Raw genomic sequence first — 17,082 nt, forward strand, 5'->3', positions numbered from 1 at the left:
TATGGATAATAGTATGGATATAAAAAAGGATTTTCCCGTATTAAATCAATCTATCAATGATGAACCTTATATTTATTTAGACAGTGCAGCTTCTTCATTTGTGCCACTTCCTGTTCAAGAAAAAATAACAACATTTTTAAATACGACGTATGCGAATGTGCATAGAGGTGTGTACACAACGGCATACCAAGCAACGCAAGAGTATGAAAAAGTCAGAGATATTGTGAAAAACTTTATTCATGCTACGTCTGAAAAGGATATTATTTTTACAAGTGGTACAACAGATAGTTTGAATATAGTCGCAAAAAGTTATGGTGAAAGTATACTACAAGAACAAGATGAAATTTTTGTATCTGCTTTAGAGCATCATGCAAATTTAGTTCCTTGGCAAGAATTGGCGAAAAAAACAGGTGCAAAATTGATTTTTATGCCTCTATTAGAAACAGGCGAAGTAGATGTTAAGGCTGTATCAAAAATGGCGACACATCGCACCAAAATAGTGGCTGTGACACATGTATCCAATGTTTTAGGTGTTCATAATGATATAGAAACATTAGCCAATATAGTTCATAATGTAGGTGGTGTTATCGTTGTTGATGGAGCACAATCTACACCACATCTGTCTGTTGATGTAACCCATTATGATTTTTATGCTTTTAGTGGACATAAATTAGGAGCGTTGAATGGAATAGGCGTACTGTATGGTCGTCATGAATTACTTGAAAAGATGCCACCAATCACATTTGGAGGCGATATGATTGAATATGTAGGCGATATGGAAAGTACGTATCAAAAAACACCTTATAAATTTGAGGCGGGGACACCAAATATTATTGGTGCGATTAGCTTAGGTGCCGCTATTGAATATATACAACAATGTGATATGGATACTATTCGACAATATACACAGCAGTTAACAATGGCTGCATTACATCAGTTACAGACTATACCGGATGTACTGATTTATGGGCATGAAAAAGGCTATAATGGTGGAAGCATCATTAGTTTTAACTTAAAAGGTATTCATCCTCACGATGTCGCAACAGCTTTAGATATGGAAGGCGTTGCTGTTCGTGCAGGGCATCATTGTGCACAACCTTTGATGCGACAGTTAAATGTCACAGCAACAGTTAGAGCAAGTTTTTATATATATAATACCAAAGAAGATGTGGATCGTTTTGTTGAGGCGGTCAAAAAAGTAAAGGAGTTTTTTACGAATGGTCGCATTGACGAAATTAGATGATTTATATAGACAAGTGATTTTAGATCATTCAGCACACCCACGACAATTTCGTAAACAGATTGAAGAAACAGACTCTTTAGAAATGTTAAATCCAACGTGTGGAGATGTGATAACTGTTCACATTCGTGCCAAAGAAAATCGTATTGAAGACATCTCGTTTTCAGGAGAAGGATGCACCATTAGCAAGGCAAGTGCCAGTATGATGTGTGAGTTGTTGAAAGGCGAAGATGTGACACTTGCAAAAGAAAAAATCAAATCATTTTTTGAACTTGTGCAAGGGCACGATGTGGGGATTGATTTAGCAGATGCTGAATTATTGCAAGGTGTATCCAAATTTCCAACACGTATTAAATGTGCTACATTGAGTTGGAAAGTGCTAGAAACATTATTAGAAAGGTTGGAAGAAAATGAGTGAAGTACCTGCTTTAGCAGAATATAAATTTGGATTTAAAGACGATGCTGAAATATTATATTCGACAGGACAAGGATTGTCTGAAGCGGTTGTTCGAGATATTTCTCAACAAAAAAATGAACCGGAATGGATGCTAGACTATCGTTTAAAATCTTTGAATTTATTTTATAAATTAGATAAACCAACTTGGGGTGCCGATTTATCTGAACTTGATTTTTCAGATATTACATATTATCAAAAAGCGAATGAAACAGTGGCAAAATCATGGGATGATGTGCCAGAAAAAATTAAAGAAACATTTGAACGAATTGGTATTCCAGAAGCTGAGAGAGCTTATTTAGCAGGTGCAACTGTACAATATGAATCTCAAGCTGTTTACCATAGTATGAAGCAAGAATTTGAAAAATTAGGGATTATTTTTACGGATACAGATACTGCATTGAGAGAATATCCTGACATTTTTAAAGAACATTTTGGAACAGCTGTTCCTGCTTCGGATAATTTTGAAGCGGCATTGAATGCGGCAGTATGGTCTGGTGGGACATTTATTTATGTGCCAAAAGGTGTTAAATGTGATGTGCCATTACAAACTTATTTTAGAATTAACAATGAAAAATCTGGACAATTTGAACGGACACTGATTATTGTTGATGAAGGTGCAAGTATTCATTATGTAGAGGGATGTACAGCACCAACCTATTCAACAGCAAGCTTACACGCAGCTGTTGTTGAAATTATCGTTAAAAAAGATGCGTATTGTCGTTACACAACTATTCAAAACTGGTCAAACAATGTCTATAATTTAGTAACAAAACGTGCCATTGCGCATGAAGGTGCAACAATGGAATGGATTGATGGAAACTTAGGTGCCAAAACAACAATGAAATATCCAAGTGTTTACTTAAACGGACGTCATGCTAGAGGAACAATGTTATCCATTGCTTTTGCTGGAGAAAATCAAGTACAAGATACAGGTGCAAAAATGATACATAATGCTCCACATACATCTAGTTCTATTGTATCAAAATCCATTGCTAAAGACGGTGGAAAAGTAAATTACCGTGGACAAGTTGTTTTTGGAAAAAAATCAGAAGGATCTATTTCGCATATCGAATGTGATACGATTTTAGTTGATGATAAATCTTATTCAGACACTATTCCATTTAATGAGTTACACAATGGAAAAGTTTCACTAGAACACGAAGCAAAAGTATCTAAAGTTTCAGAAGAACAATTATTCTATTTAATGAGTAGAGGGTTATCTGAAAGTGAAGCAACAGAAATGATTATCATGGGCTTTGTCGAACCATTTACAAAAGAATTGCCAATGGAATATGCCGTCGAGTTAAATCGATTGATTGCCTATGAAATGGAAGGTAGCGTTGGGTAAAAATAGAAATCGTGTTGGTGTCTTTGCTAGACATCAACACGATTTCTTATAAAGATAGTGAATAAGACATATCTGGAGAGAAACAATGAAAAGTAAAAAATATACATTAATGATGATTAGTTCGATGACAATTTTTGGGACAATTGGTGTTTTTAGACGCTATATTGCACTTCCGTCCAGTCTTATATCACTTGGTAGAGGATTTATTGCGGTTTGCTGTTTGTGTCTTTTTCTAGTTGTCACACGTAAACCGTTAAATTGGCGTTTCCTTTATCAAAAGCGTTATTTACTACTATTATCAGGTGCTCTTATTGGTTTTAATTGGATTTTATTATTTGAAGCACTACAATATACAACAGTTGCAACAGCCACTGTATGCTATTATATGGCGCCTATTTTTGTCTTAATTGCATCGCCATTTGTTTTAAAAGAACGTTTAAATATTGCACAGTGCATGACCATTTTAGTTGCTTTATGTGGCATGATATGTGTATCAGGTGTGTTTAACACATCCATTCAAAGTATAGACGATATAAAAGGTATTTTATGTGGGTTAATGGCAGCTATGATGTATGCGACGGTCATAATGCTTAATAAGAAAATGAGTGAGATTGATGCTTACGATAAGACAATGACACAATTAAGTATTGCTACACTCGTCTTATTCCCTTATGTGTTATGGACTGAAAATTTATCTCAAATAAAAGTCGATACATTAAGTATCGTGATGTTACTTTTACTTGGTGTACTTCATACAGGTATTGCTTATGCCATGTATTTTGGAGCTATTAATCAATTACCTGCACAAACGGTTGCATTATTAGGCTATATTGACCCAGTTGTAGCAGTATTCATATCTAGTTTTATATTAAAAGAGCATATTGGTTTATTGGAGTATATTGGTGCTGCTCTTATTTTAGGTTCTATGATGTGCCATGAATATATCAGTACAAAAAATAGCAGCATATAAGCTGATATAATTTGAGAAAAAGAGATTGTCTTAACAGTAAATCAATAGATTTAATATGACTCAAAAATGCTTGAAATCAACTTGTTGAATATGTTGATTTCAAGCGTTTTACCTATTTTTCAGGGTAGTTTCTTAAAAAATTTGTAGTATATCATGAAAATATTTTAACGTTGAATAGGAATATCTTTTTTTATATTCTTGACTATTTAATGTTATTTTATTTTGTGCATGATTGATATAGTCATCTAAATATTTGGTTGCTTCAGAAATGATACGCTCTGAATGATGCATTGCCTCAACATATTCATCTTTATCTATAAGAATATGACTCGTACTTAAATATTGAGTAGCATTTTTTACGATCACAATTTTTGAATAATCTAGACCAGATGAAACATGACGTGAACGAACGGTATTTTTAAAATGATACCCATTTTTATGTTTCATATGGCTTCGAAATGGAATACAGATAAAATAGTCTTTATATTCAACTATAATACAATTATAAGTACGATTTCCATGAGGTTTTAGAAGTTCTGGGAAAGAACTATTAGGGTAATCATTGTAGAAATCACTTGTTAACGTATATAGTGCTTGTTCGAATTGAATTGTCACATTTTATTCCCCTTTTGTTACTAAAAAACGATAGAGAAAACTCTATCGTTAACATCGTTTCGGTTAATTTTTATTTGGCAAAGGAGTCAGAACCGTCACTCCTATCATCAATTCGGTCAATTTTTATTTGGCAAAGGAGTCAGAACCGTCACTCCTATCATCTTTTAACGATGTTTTCTATTTAAAGTATAGTATTAAAATGATATTTTGTCAAAGTAATCGTATTTATTGTTAATCGACTGTTTGCTATTTGTAAAACCGTATCGATAGATATAAATATAATACATTTTTAGATTGTCTTAACAGTAAATCAATAGATTTAATATGACTCAAAAATGCTTGAAATCAACTTGTTTAATGTGTTGATTTCAAGTAACTTATAAATAATTCTAATTCTTTATTTTTTACTTTTGAGAGAACGGCATTTTAATGTTCATATCGAGATAGACTGTCTTTTAAACGATGTAAAGCATCTATAAGAGTAGAGGTAGGGCAAGCTAAATTTAAACGTTCAAAACCATAGCCTTCTTTCCCAAAGGTATAGCCTTCATTGCAAAAAACAAATGCGTCTTGTCTTAATAGATTTTGTAATGTTGTGGTTGAAAAACCATATGCCGAAAAATCAAGCCATTGTAAGTAAGTCCCTTGTAATGCATAAACTTTAACTTTAGGAAGATGTGTTTCCATAAAATCTTTGACTGTTAAATGGTTTGTCCAAATCAATGCTAGAAAAGCCTCTAGCCATTGTTTTCCTTGCGTGTATGCTATAGCCGTTGCTTGCATACCAATCATATTGGCACTAGGAACGCCGTGTATTAGTTGTGTATGTGTGAACCGTTCTCTTAATGTTTCATTTGGAATAATAATGCTCGAAATTTGCAATCCAGCAAGGTTAAAACTTTTACTTGGTGCTGTGCAGACAATGCATTTTTGCTCAATTTCTTTGGATAAGGTTGGTAATACATGATGTGTATGATTTGGCATGATTAAATCATAATGAATCTCGTCTGAAACGATGAGCACATCATACGTTAAAGCAAGAGAAATGATTTTGTCCAGTTCTTCCTTTGTCCATACACGTCCAACAGGATTGTGAGGGCTACACAAAATCATCAATGTTGTTTCTTTTAAAGACATTTTTTCTTCTAAATCTTGAAAATCTATATGGTACGTTGGAAAATCGTTGATAAGTGATGATGCTAATACTGTTCGACCAGTATGTAGAACCGTTTGTTTAAACTGTGGATAAACAGGTGTCATAATCAGTACATTGTCATTCGGCTGTGTAAAAGCATAGATAGCAGAGTGTAATGCTGACACAATGCCTGGAGATGTCGAAATCCACTCTTCTTCTATATCCCAGTTAAATTGATCTTTATTCCATTGTTTAATGGCTTTTTTGTAGTCCGGTGTCATTGTTGTATAGCCTAGAACCGTTTGTTGAATATACTCTTGTAAACCCTCTACGATTTCCGGTGCTGTTTTTAAATCTGCATCAGCCACAGAAAAAGGGGAGATATGTTCAGGAATATCTGTTGCCCATGTGTGCATCAATTCCCATTTTTTTGATGATTGTGTTTGACGATTGATGAGTGTATCAAAATCGTATGTTTGCATATAATCACTCCTTTTTCTCATTGTAACATAATTTAAGTATTATTTGGTGTGATATGAAAAAGCATTTCATTGTTAGATAAACATATTTATATGGTTTTGTATTTTTTTTCAGTTCCAAATATGGTATACTGCGGTAAGAACTATAAAATTCATGTTAGTTTTAGGAGGAAGTATGAAAAATTTAAAGAAAACATTAGTCTTTGTTTTAGGACTTATTGTGACACTAGGTATGTTAGGGGCTTGTAGCTCTAAAAAAGAAGAGATGAAATCATCTGATGGAAAAACAGTTATTGAAAAATTATCCATTGGTTTTGTACCGTCAAGAGAACCTTCTGAAATTGTAACAGCCACTGAACCTTTAAAAGAACTATTAAAAGCACAATTAGCAAAATCAGGATATGATGTTAAAAACATTGATATCACAGTTGGTACAAGTTTTGAAGCTGTTGGTGAAGGATTAAATGCAGGAACGTTAGACGTTGGTTTTATTCCAGCAGGAACTTATGTTTTATACAGAAATGGTGCAGAAGTATTATTAACAGCAACTCGTAAAGGATTATCTATTGACGATGCTTCAGCAAAAGCTTGGAATGACAATAAACCAACGAAAAAAGCTGATACACAAGCAACTTCTTATCGTTCATTGTTGATTGCTGGTCCGTCTGAAAAAGGACAAGCGATTGCGAAAAAAGTAAATGCAGGCGAAACATTAACATGGGATGATGTGAAAGATTTGAAATGGAGCGTTATGAACCCAACATCTCCTGCTGGATACATTTACCCAACATTATGGTTAAATAAAACATTTGGTAAAACAATTAAAGATTTAGGCAATAATGCTGTTATCAGTGATTCTTATGGTTCTGCTTTTGCTCGATTAGCTTCTGGCCAAGTAGATGTATTAGCAACTTATGCAGACGCTAGAACAGACCAAGAGAAAAAATGGAACGAAAGTTACTCAAGAGAAATGAGTATTTGGGAAGAAACAAATGTTATTGGTGTAACAGATGCTATTTATAACGATACAGTAAGTGTTTCTAAAAAATCAAAAACTGTAACACCTGAATTTAAAACAGCTTTAGCAAATGCTTTAATGGAAATTGCAAAAACAGAAGAAGGTAAAAAAGTTATCGCTGTATATAGTCACGAAGGATACCAATTAGCAAAAGATGCTGATTATGACAATGAAGCAAAAGCTCAAGACATCGTGAAAAACTTAAAATAGGAAATTGTTGACATAACATGAATTTTTAGGGAGAGAGTGTTCCTCTCTCTCTTTTTTAAGCATGAAGAAAGAGAGAAGTAGTATGATAGAGTTTAAAAAGGTAAGTAAGACATATCCAAATGGCACAAAAGGATTGATTGATGTTGATGTAACCATTGAACAAGGAGAGTTTATTGCGATTATTGGATTGTCTGGATCGGGTAAATCAACATTTATTCGTTGTGTAAATAAAATGCATGATATTACATCTGGAGAACTATTTGTGAATGAACAAAATGTACAAAAAATTACAGGTAGAGATGTACGTAAATTTAGACGTAATATTGGTATGGTATTCCAATCTTTTAACTTAGTGACAAGAACAACTGTGATTAAAAATGTTTTAACAGCATTTGTCCCAGAATTATCAGGATTCAGAAAATTCTTTGGTATTTTCCCAAGAGAATGCAAGATAAAATCATTAGAGGCACTAGATAAAGTGGATATGTTTGAAAAAGCTTATGTACGTGTCGATCAATTATCAGGTGGGCAACAACAACGTGTGGCACTTGCTAGAGCATTGGCACAAAACCCAGAAATCATTTTAGCAGATGAACCAGTTGCTGCGTTAGACCCAGTGACATCTAATCAAGTAATGGACGATTTTAGACGTATCAATAAAGAAAATAATATCACGATTTTGTTAAACATTCATGATGTTGATTTAGCATTAAAATACTGCGATAGAGTGATTGGAATCAATAAAGGGCATATCGTATATGACGGAAGTGCCAAAGATGTCACAAAAGATATTTTAGAAAAAATTTATCAAAAAGATTTATTTAGCAATGGAGAGTAATATGAAAACAATAAAGGATAGTCTAATTTTTAATGAACAAATTGTTTTAAACAATGGTAAAACAATTTTAAGACCGCGTTCTAAAACACCTTTACTGATACTCGGCTTATTGATATGTATTATCATTTCTTTACATGTGACACAATTTGATGCCGATGTTTTTGAAAACTCTGCTAATTTCTTTGATATTTTAGTCAGCATGTTTCCACCGGATATGGATTATACAAATGATGTATTGCCTCCTCTTTTTGATACAGTGAAAATGTCTTTTGTAGGGTCGTTTTTAGGAGCTGTTTGCTCTTTACCAGTAGCTATTTTAGCGGCAAATAATATTACAAAAAATAAATTTATCAACGGCTTTTTCAAACTGTTTTTAAGTGTTCTTAGAACATTACCGTCGCTTGTTATTGCCTTAATTGCAACATATATTTGGGGATTAGGGACATTTGCAGGAACAGTTGCTATTTTTATTTTTTCTTTATCTTATGTTGGTAAGTTATTGTATGAGTCTATTGAAACAGTTGATATGGGCGCTTTTGAATGTATGGAGTCAATGGGCTTTACACGATTTTATGCATTTAGATATGCTGTTTTACCGATTATTTTACCGTCATTTATTTCTACAGCATTATTTAATTTCGAAGGAAATGTTCGTTACGCAGCCATTTTAGGATATGTTGGTGCAGGTGGTATCGGATTGATATTAAACGAAAAATTAGGGTGGAGAGATTACTCTAAAGTGGGTACCATTATTGTGTTATTGTTAATAACTGTCTTTATTATTGAAACAGTAAGTGAGCATTTTAGAGATAGATTGGAGTAAATGTATGAATCGTGAAAAGATAGAAGAAAAATTACAAAAAGAACCTAAGTCGTATATGTATATCTTATTGATTACGGTTATTGTTTTAGGTTTATTGATTTGGTCGTCATCTGCAATAAAAAAAGGTGATACAACAGGAGATTCTTTAAGTGTTGCCAGCAATATTATGGGTGGTATTTTAAATCCAGATTGGCATTTTTTATTCAGATTAGATAATAAGGGTGTTTTATACTTGTTATTTGAAACAATTTGTATTGCATTTTTAGGAACAATTATTGGTGCGATTATTTCTATACCATTTGCTTTTTTATCTGCTAAAAAAATTGTTTCTAAATATGTAGCATGGATTGGAAAATTATTAACGATGTGTGTTCGAACAATTCCAGCATTTATTTATGGATTGATGTTTATTGGTGTTACAGGTCCCGGAGCATTAGCAGGTGTTTTTACAATGTCTGTTGTATCTGTTGGTATGGTGACTAAATTGTATATTGATGCCATTGAAGATTTAGATTTTGGGATTATCGAATCTTTATCAGCGATTGGGTGTACAAAAGTGGAACAAATTCGTTACGGTATTTTACCACAATTATATTCTAAACTAATTTCCATTGTTATTTATCGTTTTGACATGAATTTAAGAGATGCTGCGGTTCTAGGTCTTGTTGGTGCCGGAGGTATCGGAGCACCGTTGATTTTTGCGATGAATAACTATCGTTGGAATGAAGTGGGCTCTATTTTAGTTGGGATTATTATTTTAGTCTTAATCATTGAAGTCTTTTCAAATAAAATTAGAAGAAAACTAGCAAGAGGGTATTAAACATGTTTAAAATACTTGCCACAACAGATGTACACGGTAATTTATTAGCGTATGATTTTGTTACATCAAAGCAAGCAATTAAAGGATTATCTAAATTTTCAACTTATTTAAAACAACAAAGAGCTTTACATCATGTGATTTACATTGATAATGGCGACATCAATCAAGGAACCCCTCTTGTCACGTATGCCAATAGTTATGTTCCAGAAAATATCTCTGCCAAAGCTTTAAATTTATTATCTTGTGATTTTGTTAATATTGGGAACCATGATTTTAACTATGGAAGTGATTTTTTATATCGTTATATTCAAGAAAATCATGCAAAATGTGTTACGAGCAATGTACTTTATAAAAATCAGCCTATTGGACAAACACATGTGATAACATGTGATGAGAAAAAAATTGGATTAGTAGGTGTTGTGACAGACTATATTGAACATTGGGAAAATCCAAACAATTTAACCCATTTAGATATTTTAAGTGTTATTGATACCGTCAAAAAAGAAGTAGCACATATTCGCCAAGAAGTAGATTATGTTGTCGTCGTTTACCATGGTGGGTTTGAACGAGATATTGAAACAGGAGAACCCACAGAAAGATTGACGGGCGAGAATGTAGGTTATGCATTATGTACAGAAATTGACGGGATTGATGTGCTGATTACGGGGCATCAACATCGCCAATTAGTTGGGAAAATCAATGGTACACATATTATTCAAGCTCCAGACGGCTGCTTTAAATGTATGGAAATTACTTTTAGTGATACCATTTCAGTTAATCTTATCGACGTATCTGAGTATGAAGTAGATACTGAATTTGAAAATTACTTTAAGAATGAACTTGATAAAACAGAAAACTGGCTAGACACAGAAATTGGTACAACTAATCTTAAAGATTGTTATATTAAAGATATTAAACAGGCACAACTGACAAAGCACCCTATTACTGCTTTTATTAACCGAGTGCAAATGACTTATATGCAAGCCGATATATCTGCATGTTGCTTATTTGATGTCATGCCGGGATTTGGAGATACGTTAAAATATAGAGATATTATTTTAAATTACCCATTTCCAAATACGCTTGTTTTGAAAGAAATGACAGGACAACATATTATGGATTATTTAACACAACTGTCACAGTATTGGGTGGTTAAAGAAGATGCTATTGATATCAATCCAAAATTTTTATACCCAAAACGAGAAGTATATAATTATGATTTATTAGACGGTATTACTTATACGATGAATATTTCAAAGACAAAGGATAATTTTATTAGTGATGTGTACGTCAAAGGAGAACCGCTTGTTTTAGAGAAGACATATAAATTAGTCTTAAATAATTATCGTGCAACGGGTGGTGGAAACTTTGCTATGTTTCCAGAATTAAAAACAATCAAAGAAGACACACACGATATTGCTGAGATTTTAATCGACTATGTGAAAGAAAAACGACACATTGTCATTACTGATGAACAGAATATCCGTTTGACTGTTGTAGACTAATATAAAAAGATGTTGGTAGATTTTATCCACCAGCATCTTTTTATATTAAAGGATTAAGATAAGTGCTTGCTAATTTTAGAATGTGTATTTTAATGAAAAAATTTAGTGAATGGTTAATATCGTTCAAAGCCAAGACGATTTGATGAATAATCTAAAAAAGACAGCTAATTTACTGTCTTTTTTGCTCCATTATTTATTTTTTAAAATATGTTTGATATAAACACAAAGAAGTAGTGTTATCAATGTAATGGTTGTTGTCGTTCCAGAAACGGTAACATCTAAATATATCGCTGTGAAAAAACCAATAACACAGTTCAACAGACTAAATAAAGCTGTTAAAAAGAGTAGTTGTTTGTAATGCTTAGCAAATAATAATGCAGACATTGCTGGGCCGACAAAGAAACAAATAACGGTGATAGATCCAACCATATCAAACGATATAACGGTTGTAAACGACACTAACAACATGATGATTGTCTGTAATACTTTTGTTTTTAAACCGACAAGTCTTGCTTGTGTACTATCAAATAAAAATAAACTTAATCTACGATACATCATGCTTAAAAAGAGAATATTTATAAAACAAATAATACTAATTTTAATCAATGAAATAGGTATATCTATACCGAATATGTTTGTTGTGTTCAATGACGCAAAAATAATTTCACCCATTAAAACCATGTCTAAGTCTAAATGAACATTTCGCGCGAACATAGAAATCAAGATGACTGCAATGGAAAATAAAAGAGGGAATACTAAACCAGTTGCAGCATCATGTGTGATTTTAGGCGATATCATGAGTTTGTCAATGAAAAAGACGGTAAACACGCCAAATAAGGCAGCACCAATAATGAGTAATGGTGAATCTAAACTATTACTAATAAAGAAACCTAGAACAATTCCTAATAAAACAGAGTGCGATAAAGCATCTGCAATCATCGATTCATTGCGAACAACAAGAATTGTCCCTAAAGACCCACAAGCCAAAGCTGTTAAATATAAAATCAATAATGTATCTAACATGTTGTAGAACCTCCTTTGTGCAAGTTAGGTTTGATGTATTGCGTGATAAAGAATGTCGTTAACGCAATAATACTCATACAAACGATAATGGCAGGTCCTGTTGATAAACCACTGATAATGGAACTGAAATAAGTACCTAGAAATGCAGAAATCGTAGCGGAAACAAGTCCAATCCATAGAGCTGTTTTGTAATGTTTGCTACATAAAATACCTGTTACAGCAGGAGCAATTAAAAAGCTACTCATTAAAATGGCACCAACGACTTTTAACCCCACAGAAATCAAACTAATCATCATAAATGTTGTCAGTTGATTTAATAATTTAGGTGAAATACCATTTAATTGTGCAAAAGTTGGATCAAATAAAAAGATTTTATATTTTTCATAAAACAACAAGAAAATGACGATACAAAAAATAGAAACAATGGAAATCAATATCACATCATCTTGTTGAATGAAGGCAGCTTGTCCAAATAAATATTTTTGTAAACCTGCTTGTGCAGCTTTGCTAAAGGCTTTATGTCCTTGTATAAAGTTTTTCAAAACCATCCCTAGTCCAAAAAATGAAGACGATACTAACGCCAGTGCATTGATAAGACTATGTTCACTATGTCTTGTAATCCAATGAACCAAATAGTAGGAAACATATCCTGAGAACATGGCACCTAGTGTTAAAATGAGTGGATCTCTTTGTTGAAAGAGTATAAACGCAAAGATAACACCTGGATAAGAAGCATGACCGATTGTATCCCCAATTAAACTTTGTTTTGTCAGAACACTAATAGTACCAACCATGCTAGAAGCTAATGCTAAAATAATGGTTCCAACGGCAACGGTAATGAAAGAATAATCAAATAAAACACTTGTATCTATCATGTCTAATCACGTCCTTTATTTGTAAAGTTAATAAATTGTTGATTAGACTGGACATTTTTATATGTTTTAAAATACCATTCGTCATTAAAGGCTGTTTCAACAGGACCTGAATGTACGATTGTTTTATTGACCCAAACGACATAATCATAATAAGTTGATACCGTATGTAAATCATGATGAATCACAATAGATGTTTTTCCTTCTTTTTGAAAATCTTTTAATGTATCCATGATAATATGTTCTGTTTGAATATCAATGCCTGCAAGAGGTTCGTCTAAAATATATAATTCAGCTTGTTGAGCTAATGCTCTGGCGATAAACACACGCTGACGTTGACCGCCAGATAGCTCTGTAATTTGTCTGTTTTTTAAATCAGATAGTTTCATCTGCTCAAGTGCATGACTTGCAATATCTTTATCTAACTTAGAAGGTTTTTTTAACATATGTGCAATATGAGGGTATCTTCCCATTAAAACAATTTCATCAACTGTTGCAGGAAATTGCCAATTTACTTGAGAACTTTGAGGAATATATGCAATTTTTTGACTGATGATTTTATTCAAATGTTCTGTTTCATTTAAAATTTCTACTGTTCCAGATGCTAATTTTTCAATGCCTAAAATACCTTTTACTAATGTTGATTTCCCAGCACCATTCGGTCCTACAATGGCAGTACGTGTTTGATTAGGAATGATTAAATTCACATCATGCAAAGCAGTATTTCCTTTATAGTTAATGGATAAATTTTGTACTTTTACAGCATTAGTTATTGTCATATGTTGTACCTCTTATTATTTTAAATTATCTACAATGAGTTTTGTGTTGTGACGGTACATATCAATGTATGTATCTCCGTCTTCTCCTTGTGGTGCAAGTGAGTCAGAGAATAATTCTTGTCCTTCACCAGTGACTACTTTTACATCGCCACCACGTGCTTTTACAGCTTCTTTTAATTTTTCCATACGTTCAGGGTTTGTTGTTGATTCAGAGAAAATAGCTTTAATGTTATGTTTAATAATGAAATCTACTGTATCAATCATTGCTTTATTATCAACTTCTGAGTCTGTACTTACACCTTGTGGTGCTTGTACGGGTATATGATACGCTCTTGAGAAATAATTAAACGCATCATGTGGTGTAATCAAATAGCGTCTTTCTTCTGGAATCTGACTTAATTGTTCTATATTCCATGCGTCTAGTTCATCTAATTTTTTCAAATAGTCAGTTGTTTTTGATTTAATCTCTGTTGCTTTATTTGGTAATAAATTTTGTAATTCAGCAGATGCTTCTTCAACAGCTAATTTGTATAAACTAATATCGAACCAGAAGTGAGGGTCTGTGATAACTTTTCCGTCCTCATCAAATGTTCCAATTTTTTCTTTTGGGAAATGTTTAGAAACAGCTTGTCCTTTTTGTTCTAAGACATCTACCATTTTTCCTTCAAAGTGAAGGCCGTGATATAGTACTAAATCAGCTTCTTTTAATTTTTTTAAATCACCAGCTTTAGCAATATATAAATGTGGATCTTCTCCAGCTGGAATAATCAATTCTGTTTTAACATCGTCCCCAACTAATTGTTTTACCATATCTTGTAAAAAGGATGTTGTTACTGTTACGGTTGGTTTTTTCTCCATTGGTGTTGATGCTTCATTTTTTTGTTGTTGGCATCCAAACAAAAGACCTAGTGTCAATAGACTTAGAACTAATGTTGATAAAAATTTTTTTACTTTCATATCATTCTCCTTTTCTAAAAAAATTAAGCATGCTTAACTAGTGCTTTAATCATAATTAAAAAAATATGAAAAGTCAACATTTTTATACAAATTTAGAAAATTTGTTTACTATGGACAATTTAGAGAAAATGTGGCATCATGTTAGACGAGAAGAATGTTAGAAAGGAGAAAACAATGACCCCAAATAAAGAGGACTATTTAAAATGTATTTATGAATTGGGCAATCAAGACTTTAAAGTGACTAATAAATTGATTGCAGAAGTAATGGGTGTGTCTGCTCCAGCAACAAGTGAGATGATGAAAAAATTATTGGCAGATAATTTTATTGAAAAAGATAAAGTTAAAGGATACAAATTAAAGGGAACTAGTATGGCTATTGTGTCAGATTTAGTCAGAAAGCACCGTTTAATTGAATTGTTTTTATTTAATCATCTAGGGTATACATTTGAACAAGTACATGCAGAAGCAGAAGTATTGGAACATGTTGTATCAGATTTATTTGTTGATAAATTGGAACACATTTTAGGGTATCCTCGTATTTGTCCACATGGAGGTATTGTCCCTAGAAAAGAAGAGATTTTAGAAGAATTGATTGCCTATCCATTGGATAAAGTAACGGTGGGGCAGTCGTATCGTATTAAACGAGTGATTGATAATATTGATTTATTAAGATATTTAGAAAATAATCATTTAAAAATCGGTACAGAGTTTTTCTTTAGTGAAAAAGATGACTTTACAGGTATTTACACTATTTCTTTAGGTACTCAATCCATTCAAATGACACATGCTGTAGCTAAGCAGATTTATGTAGATGCTGTTTAAAAATAACTGTAAAGAAAAAACACTTGACAGACACTGTCTAGTTTGATAAACTTACCAAGTAAAAGATTTAGGAGGATAAAAAACATGGCAGTAAAAATTCGTTTAAAACGTATGGGTTCTAAAAAAGCACCTTTCTACCGTATCGTTGTGGCTGATTCTCGTTCACCACGTGATGGACGTATTATTGAGAAAGTGGGAACTTACAACCCATTAACAGAACCAGCAACAGTAACAGTTGATGAAGAGTTAGCATTAAAATGGTTAGGAAATGGTGCACAACCAACAAATACAGTTCGTAACTTATTATCAAAAGCAGGAGTTTTGAAAAAATTCCACGAATCAAAACAAGCAAAATAATGCTTAAATGACGCATCGAGGAGATGATGTATATGCCAAATATTGAAGATTTATTACTATCTATGGTGAAACCATTGGTACTACATCCAGATGAATTGATTGTTCGTATAGAAGAAACGTCTGAATTTATGGAATATCATTTAGTGTTAAACCAAGATGATATAGGACGTGTCATCGGACGTCAAGGTCGTGTTGTGCAAGCTATTCGTACGATTTTGTATAGCGTACGTGACAAAGGGAACAAACGTGTTCGCCTAGTTATCAACGATGCACAAGAAAATGAATAATCAAAAGAGCCGATAAAGGCTCTTTTTTGCTGTTATGATATAAAATATGATACACTAAATACATCATAACGATGGGAGCTAAAGATGAAACAGTATTATATCGCATACGGTAGCAATATGCACCACCAATGGATGAAAGATTTACTAAAAGATGCCGTTTATATGGGTACGAGTTTTTTAGAACAGTATTGCTTAGCATTTCGAGGAAAAGATGTCGGTTATTTAACACTCGAAGAAAGCAAAGAGGATAAAGTACCCGTTGTTATTTGGGAGATTAACACGCATGAACATGAACGACTATTAGATGAATATGAAGATTATCCAATATTATATGATAAAGTTTATGTGTCTATTATGTTCCAAGAACGTTTGATAAAAGGAATGATGTATGTGATGAAAGATTATCCTTATATAAAACCAGAACAAGATTATTATAATATGGTAAAAGAAGCCTATATCGCTCATCAGTTCGATATCACTTATTTAGAAAAAGCATTGATAAAAGAAAAAAATGAGAAAAAATAAAA

General features: G+C 32.7%; 19 protein-coding genes. 13 read left to right on the top strand and 6 right to left on the bottom strand.

Annotated elements, in window-relative coordinates; all coding sequences use genetic code 11:
• The first annotated feature begins 1 nt into the window (after position 1).
• The 4 genes from sufS to H1220_02510 all read left to right on the top strand — a co-directional run bounded on the left by sufS (position 2) and on the right by H1220_02510 (position 4,015).
• Positions 2 to 1,243, top strand: coding sequence for a SufS family cysteine desulfurase (sufS, locus tag H1220_02495; GenBank protein QMI86242.1), 1,242 nt, complete (start codon positions 2 to 4; stop codon positions 1,241 to 1,243).
• A complete protein-coding gene (locus H1220_02500; GenBank protein QMI86243.1) occupies positions 1,218 to 1,658 on the top strand; it encodes an SUF system NifU family Fe-S cluster assembly protein in 441 nt (146 codons plus the stop codon). The genes sufS and H1220_02500 overlap by 26 nt, the downstream gene beginning before the upstream one ends.
• Positions 1,651 to 3,045: a Fe-S cluster assembly protein SufB gene (gene sufB, locus H1220_02505; GenBank protein QMI86244.1), complete on the top strand. Its 1,395-nt coding sequence runs from the start codon at positions 1,651 to 1,653 to the stop codon at positions 3,043 to 3,045. Before H1220_02500 ends, sufB begins: the two co-directional genes overlap by 8 nt.
• Before the next feature lie 85 nt (positions 3,046 to 3,130).
• Positions 3,131 to 4,015, top strand: a complete 885-nt coding sequence (locus H1220_02510; GenBank protein ID QMI86245.1) for an EamA family transporter — start codon at positions 3,131 to 3,133, stop codon at positions 4,013 to 4,015.
• Positions 4,016 to 4,147: 132 nt separating this feature from the next.
• On the opposite strand, the gene H1220_02515 is transcribed toward H1220_02510, so the two are convergent.
• Positions 4,148 to 4,630, bottom strand: coding sequence for a hypothetical protein (locus H1220_02515; GenBank protein ID QMI86246.1), 483 nt, complete (start codon positions 4,628 to 4,630; stop codon positions 4,148 to 4,150).
• 426 nt (positions 4,631 to 5,056) lie between these two features.
• Positions 5,057 to 6,247 (bottom strand): pyridoxal phosphate-dependent aminotransferase, encoded by a 1,191-nt coding sequence (locus H1220_02520; protein QMI86247.1) that lies wholly within the window; start codon positions 6,245 to 6,247, stop codon positions 5,057 to 5,059.
• Positions 6,248 to 6,419: 172 nt separating this feature from the next.
• Here H1220_02520 and H1220_02525 point away from each other — a divergent pair, with 172 nt between their 5' ends.
• The 5 genes from H1220_02525 to H1220_02545 all read left to right on the top strand — a co-directional run bounded on the left by H1220_02525 (position 6,420) and on the right by H1220_02545 (position 11,458).
• The gene (locus H1220_02525) at positions 6,420 to 7,472 is read left to right on the top strand and encodes a PhnD/SsuA/transferrin family substrate-binding protein (GenBank protein QMI86248.1); all 1,053 of its coding nucleotides are present in this window, start codon (positions 6,420 to 6,422) and stop codon (positions 7,470 to 7,472) included.
• A gap of 82 nt (positions 7,473 to 7,554) precedes the next feature.
• The gene (gene phnC / locus H1220_02530; protein QMI86249.1) at positions 7,555 to 8,310 is read left to right on the top strand and encodes a phosphonate ABC transporter ATP-binding protein; all 756 of its coding nucleotides are present in this window, start codon (positions 7,555 to 7,557) and stop codon (positions 8,308 to 8,310) included.
• A 1-nt stretch (position 8,311) separates the two neighbouring features.
• On the top strand, positions 8,312 to 9,133 hold the full coding sequence (gene phnE, locus H1220_02535; GenBank protein QMI86250.1) for a phosphonate ABC transporter, permease protein PhnE: 822 nt from the start codon (positions 8,312 to 8,314) through the stop codon (positions 9,131 to 9,133).
• A 4-nt stretch (positions 9,134 to 9,137) separates the two neighbouring features.
• The gene (phnE, locus tag H1220_02540) at positions 9,138 to 9,953 is read left to right on the top strand and encodes a phosphonate ABC transporter, permease protein PhnE (GenBank protein QMI86251.1); all 816 of its coding nucleotides are present in this window, start codon (positions 9,138 to 9,140) and stop codon (positions 9,951 to 9,953) included.
• Positions 9,954 to 9,955: 2 nt separating this feature from the next.
• Positions 9,956 to 11,458, top strand: coding sequence for a bifunctional metallophosphatase/5'-nucleotidase (locus tag H1220_02545; protein ID QMI86252.1), 1,503 nt, complete (start codon positions 9,956 to 9,958; stop codon positions 11,456 to 11,458).
• 189 nt (positions 11,459 to 11,647) lie between these two features.
• Here the strand turns inward: H1220_02545 and H1220_02550 are convergent, their stop codons facing one another.
• The 4 genes from H1220_02550 to H1220_02565 are packed head-to-tail and all read right to left on the bottom strand — an operon-like array spanning position 11,648 to position 15,089.
• Positions 11,648 to 12,481, bottom strand: coding sequence for a metal ABC transporter permease (locus tag H1220_02550; GenBank protein QMI86253.1), 834 nt, complete (start codon positions 12,479 to 12,481; stop codon positions 11,648 to 11,650).
• A complete protein-coding gene (locus H1220_02555) occupies positions 12,475 to 13,356 on the bottom strand; it encodes a metal ABC transporter permease (protein ID QMI86254.1) in 882 nt (293 codons plus the stop codon). The genes H1220_02550 and H1220_02555 overlap by 7 nt, the downstream gene beginning before the upstream one ends.
• 2 nt (positions 13,357 to 13,358) lie before the next feature.
• The gene (locus H1220_02560) at positions 13,359 to 14,132 is read right to left on the bottom strand and encodes a metal ABC transporter ATP-binding protein (GenBank protein QMI86255.1); all 774 of its coding nucleotides are present in this window, start codon (positions 14,130 to 14,132) and stop codon (positions 13,359 to 13,361) included.
• Between the two features lie 15 nt (positions 14,133 to 14,147).
• Positions 14,148 to 15,089: a zinc ABC transporter substrate-binding protein gene (locus H1220_02565; protein QMI86256.1), complete on the bottom strand. Its 942-nt coding sequence runs from the start codon at positions 15,087 to 15,089 to the stop codon at positions 14,148 to 14,150.
• Positions 15,090 to 15,263: 174 nt separating this feature from the next.
• Between H1220_02565 and H1220_02570 the strand changes: the two genes are divergently transcribed.
• The 4 genes from H1220_02570 (at position 15,264) to H1220_02585 (ending at position 17,080) form a co-directional block, all read left to right on the top strand.
• Positions 15,264 to 15,911: a metal-dependent transcriptional regulator gene (locus H1220_02570; GenBank protein ID QMI86257.1), complete on the top strand. Its 648-nt coding sequence runs from the start codon at positions 15,264 to 15,266 to the stop codon at positions 15,909 to 15,911.
• Positions 15,912 to 15,995: 84 nt separating this feature from the next.
• A complete protein-coding gene (gene rpsP / locus H1220_02575; GenBank protein ID QMI86258.1) occupies positions 15,996 to 16,268 on the top strand; it encodes a 30S ribosomal protein S16 in 273 nt (90 codons plus the stop codon).
• Positions 16,269 to 16,300: 32 nt separating this feature from the next.
• Positions 16,301 to 16,555: a KH domain-containing protein gene (locus H1220_02580; protein QMI86259.1), complete on the top strand. Its 255-nt coding sequence runs from the start codon at positions 16,301 to 16,303 to the stop codon at positions 16,553 to 16,555.
• 84 nt (positions 16,556 to 16,639) lie between these two features.
• Positions 16,640 to 17,080 (top strand): gamma-glutamylcyclotransferase, encoded by a 441-nt coding sequence (locus H1220_02585; GenBank protein ID QMI86260.1) that lies wholly within the window; start codon positions 16,640 to 16,642, stop codon positions 17,078 to 17,080.
• Positions 17,081 to 17,082 lie beyond the last annotated feature (2 nt).

Source organism: Carnobacteriaceae bacterium zg-84 (assembly GCA_013874835.1).
GTDB lineage: Bacteria > Bacillota > Bacilli > Lactobacillales > Aerococcaceae > WM01.

What these genes read in the sequence shown, in the direction of transcription:
- H1220_02545 (QMI86252.1), top strand. Translation starts at nt 9,956, where the DNA reads ATGTTTAAAATACTTGCCACAACAGATGTACACGGTAATTTATTAGCG.
- H1220_02570 (QMI86257.1), top strand. Translation starts at nt 15,264, where the DNA reads ATGACCCCAAATAAAGAGGACTATTTAAAATGTATTTATGAATTGGGC.
- H1220_02555 (QMI86254.1), bottom strand. Translation starts at nt 13,356, where the DNA reads ATGATAGATACAAGTGTTTTATTTGATTATTCTTTCATTACCGTTGCC.
- phnE (QMI86251.1), top strand. Translation starts at nt 9,138, where the DNA reads ATGAATCGTGAAAAGATAGAAGAAAAATTACAAAAAGAACCTAAGTCG.
- H1220_02510 (QMI86245.1), top strand. Translation starts at nt 3,131, where the DNA reads ATGAAAAGTAAAAAATATACATTAATGATGATTAGTTCGATGACAATT.
- H1220_02560 (QMI86255.1), bottom strand. Translation starts at nt 14,132, where the DNA reads ATGACAATAACTAATGCTGTAAAAGTACAAAATTTATCCATTAACTAT.
- H1220_02585 (QMI86260.1), top strand. Translation starts at nt 16,640, where the DNA reads ATGAAACAGTATTATATCGCATACGGTAGCAATATGCACCACCAATGG.
- phnC (QMI86249.1), top strand. Translation starts at nt 7,555, where the DNA reads ATGATAGAGTTTAAAAAGGTAAGTAAGACATATCCAAATGGCACAAAA.
- H1220_02550 (QMI86253.1), bottom strand. Translation starts at nt 12,481, where the DNA reads ATGTTAGATACATTATTGATTTTATATTTAACAGCTTTGGCTTGTGGG.
- H1220_02520 (QMI86247.1), bottom strand. Translation starts at nt 6,247, where the DNA reads ATGCAAACATACGATTTTGATACACTCATCAATCGTCAAACACAATCA.
- sufS (QMI86242.1), top strand. Translation starts at nt 2, where the DNA reads ATGGATAATAGTATGGATATAAAAAAGGATTTTCCCGTATTAAATCAA.
- rpsP (QMI86258.1), top strand. Translation starts at nt 15,996, where the DNA reads ATGGCAGTAAAAATTCGTTTAAAACGTATGGGTTCTAAAAAAGCACCT.
- H1220_02525 (QMI86248.1), top strand. Translation starts at nt 6,420, where the DNA reads ATGAAAAATTTAAAGAAAACATTAGTCTTTGTTTTAGGACTTATTGTG.
- sufB (QMI86244.1), top strand. Translation starts at nt 1,651, where the DNA reads ATGAGTGAAGTACCTGCTTTAGCAGAATATAAATTTGGATTTAAAGAC.
- H1220_02565 (QMI86256.1), bottom strand. Translation starts at nt 15,089, where the DNA reads ATGAAAGTAAAAAAATTTTTATCAACATTAGTTCTAAGTCTATTGACA.
- H1220_02580 (QMI86259.1), top strand. Translation starts at nt 16,301, where the DNA reads ATGCCAAATATTGAAGATTTATTACTATCTATGGTGAAACCATTGGTA.
- phnE (QMI86250.1), top strand. Translation starts at nt 8,312, where the DNA reads ATGAAAACAATAAAGGATAGTCTAATTTTTAATGAACAAATTGTTTTA.
- H1220_02500 (QMI86243.1), top strand. Translation starts at nt 1,218, where the DNA reads ATGGTCGCATTGACGAAATTAGATGATTTATATAGACAAGTGATTTTA.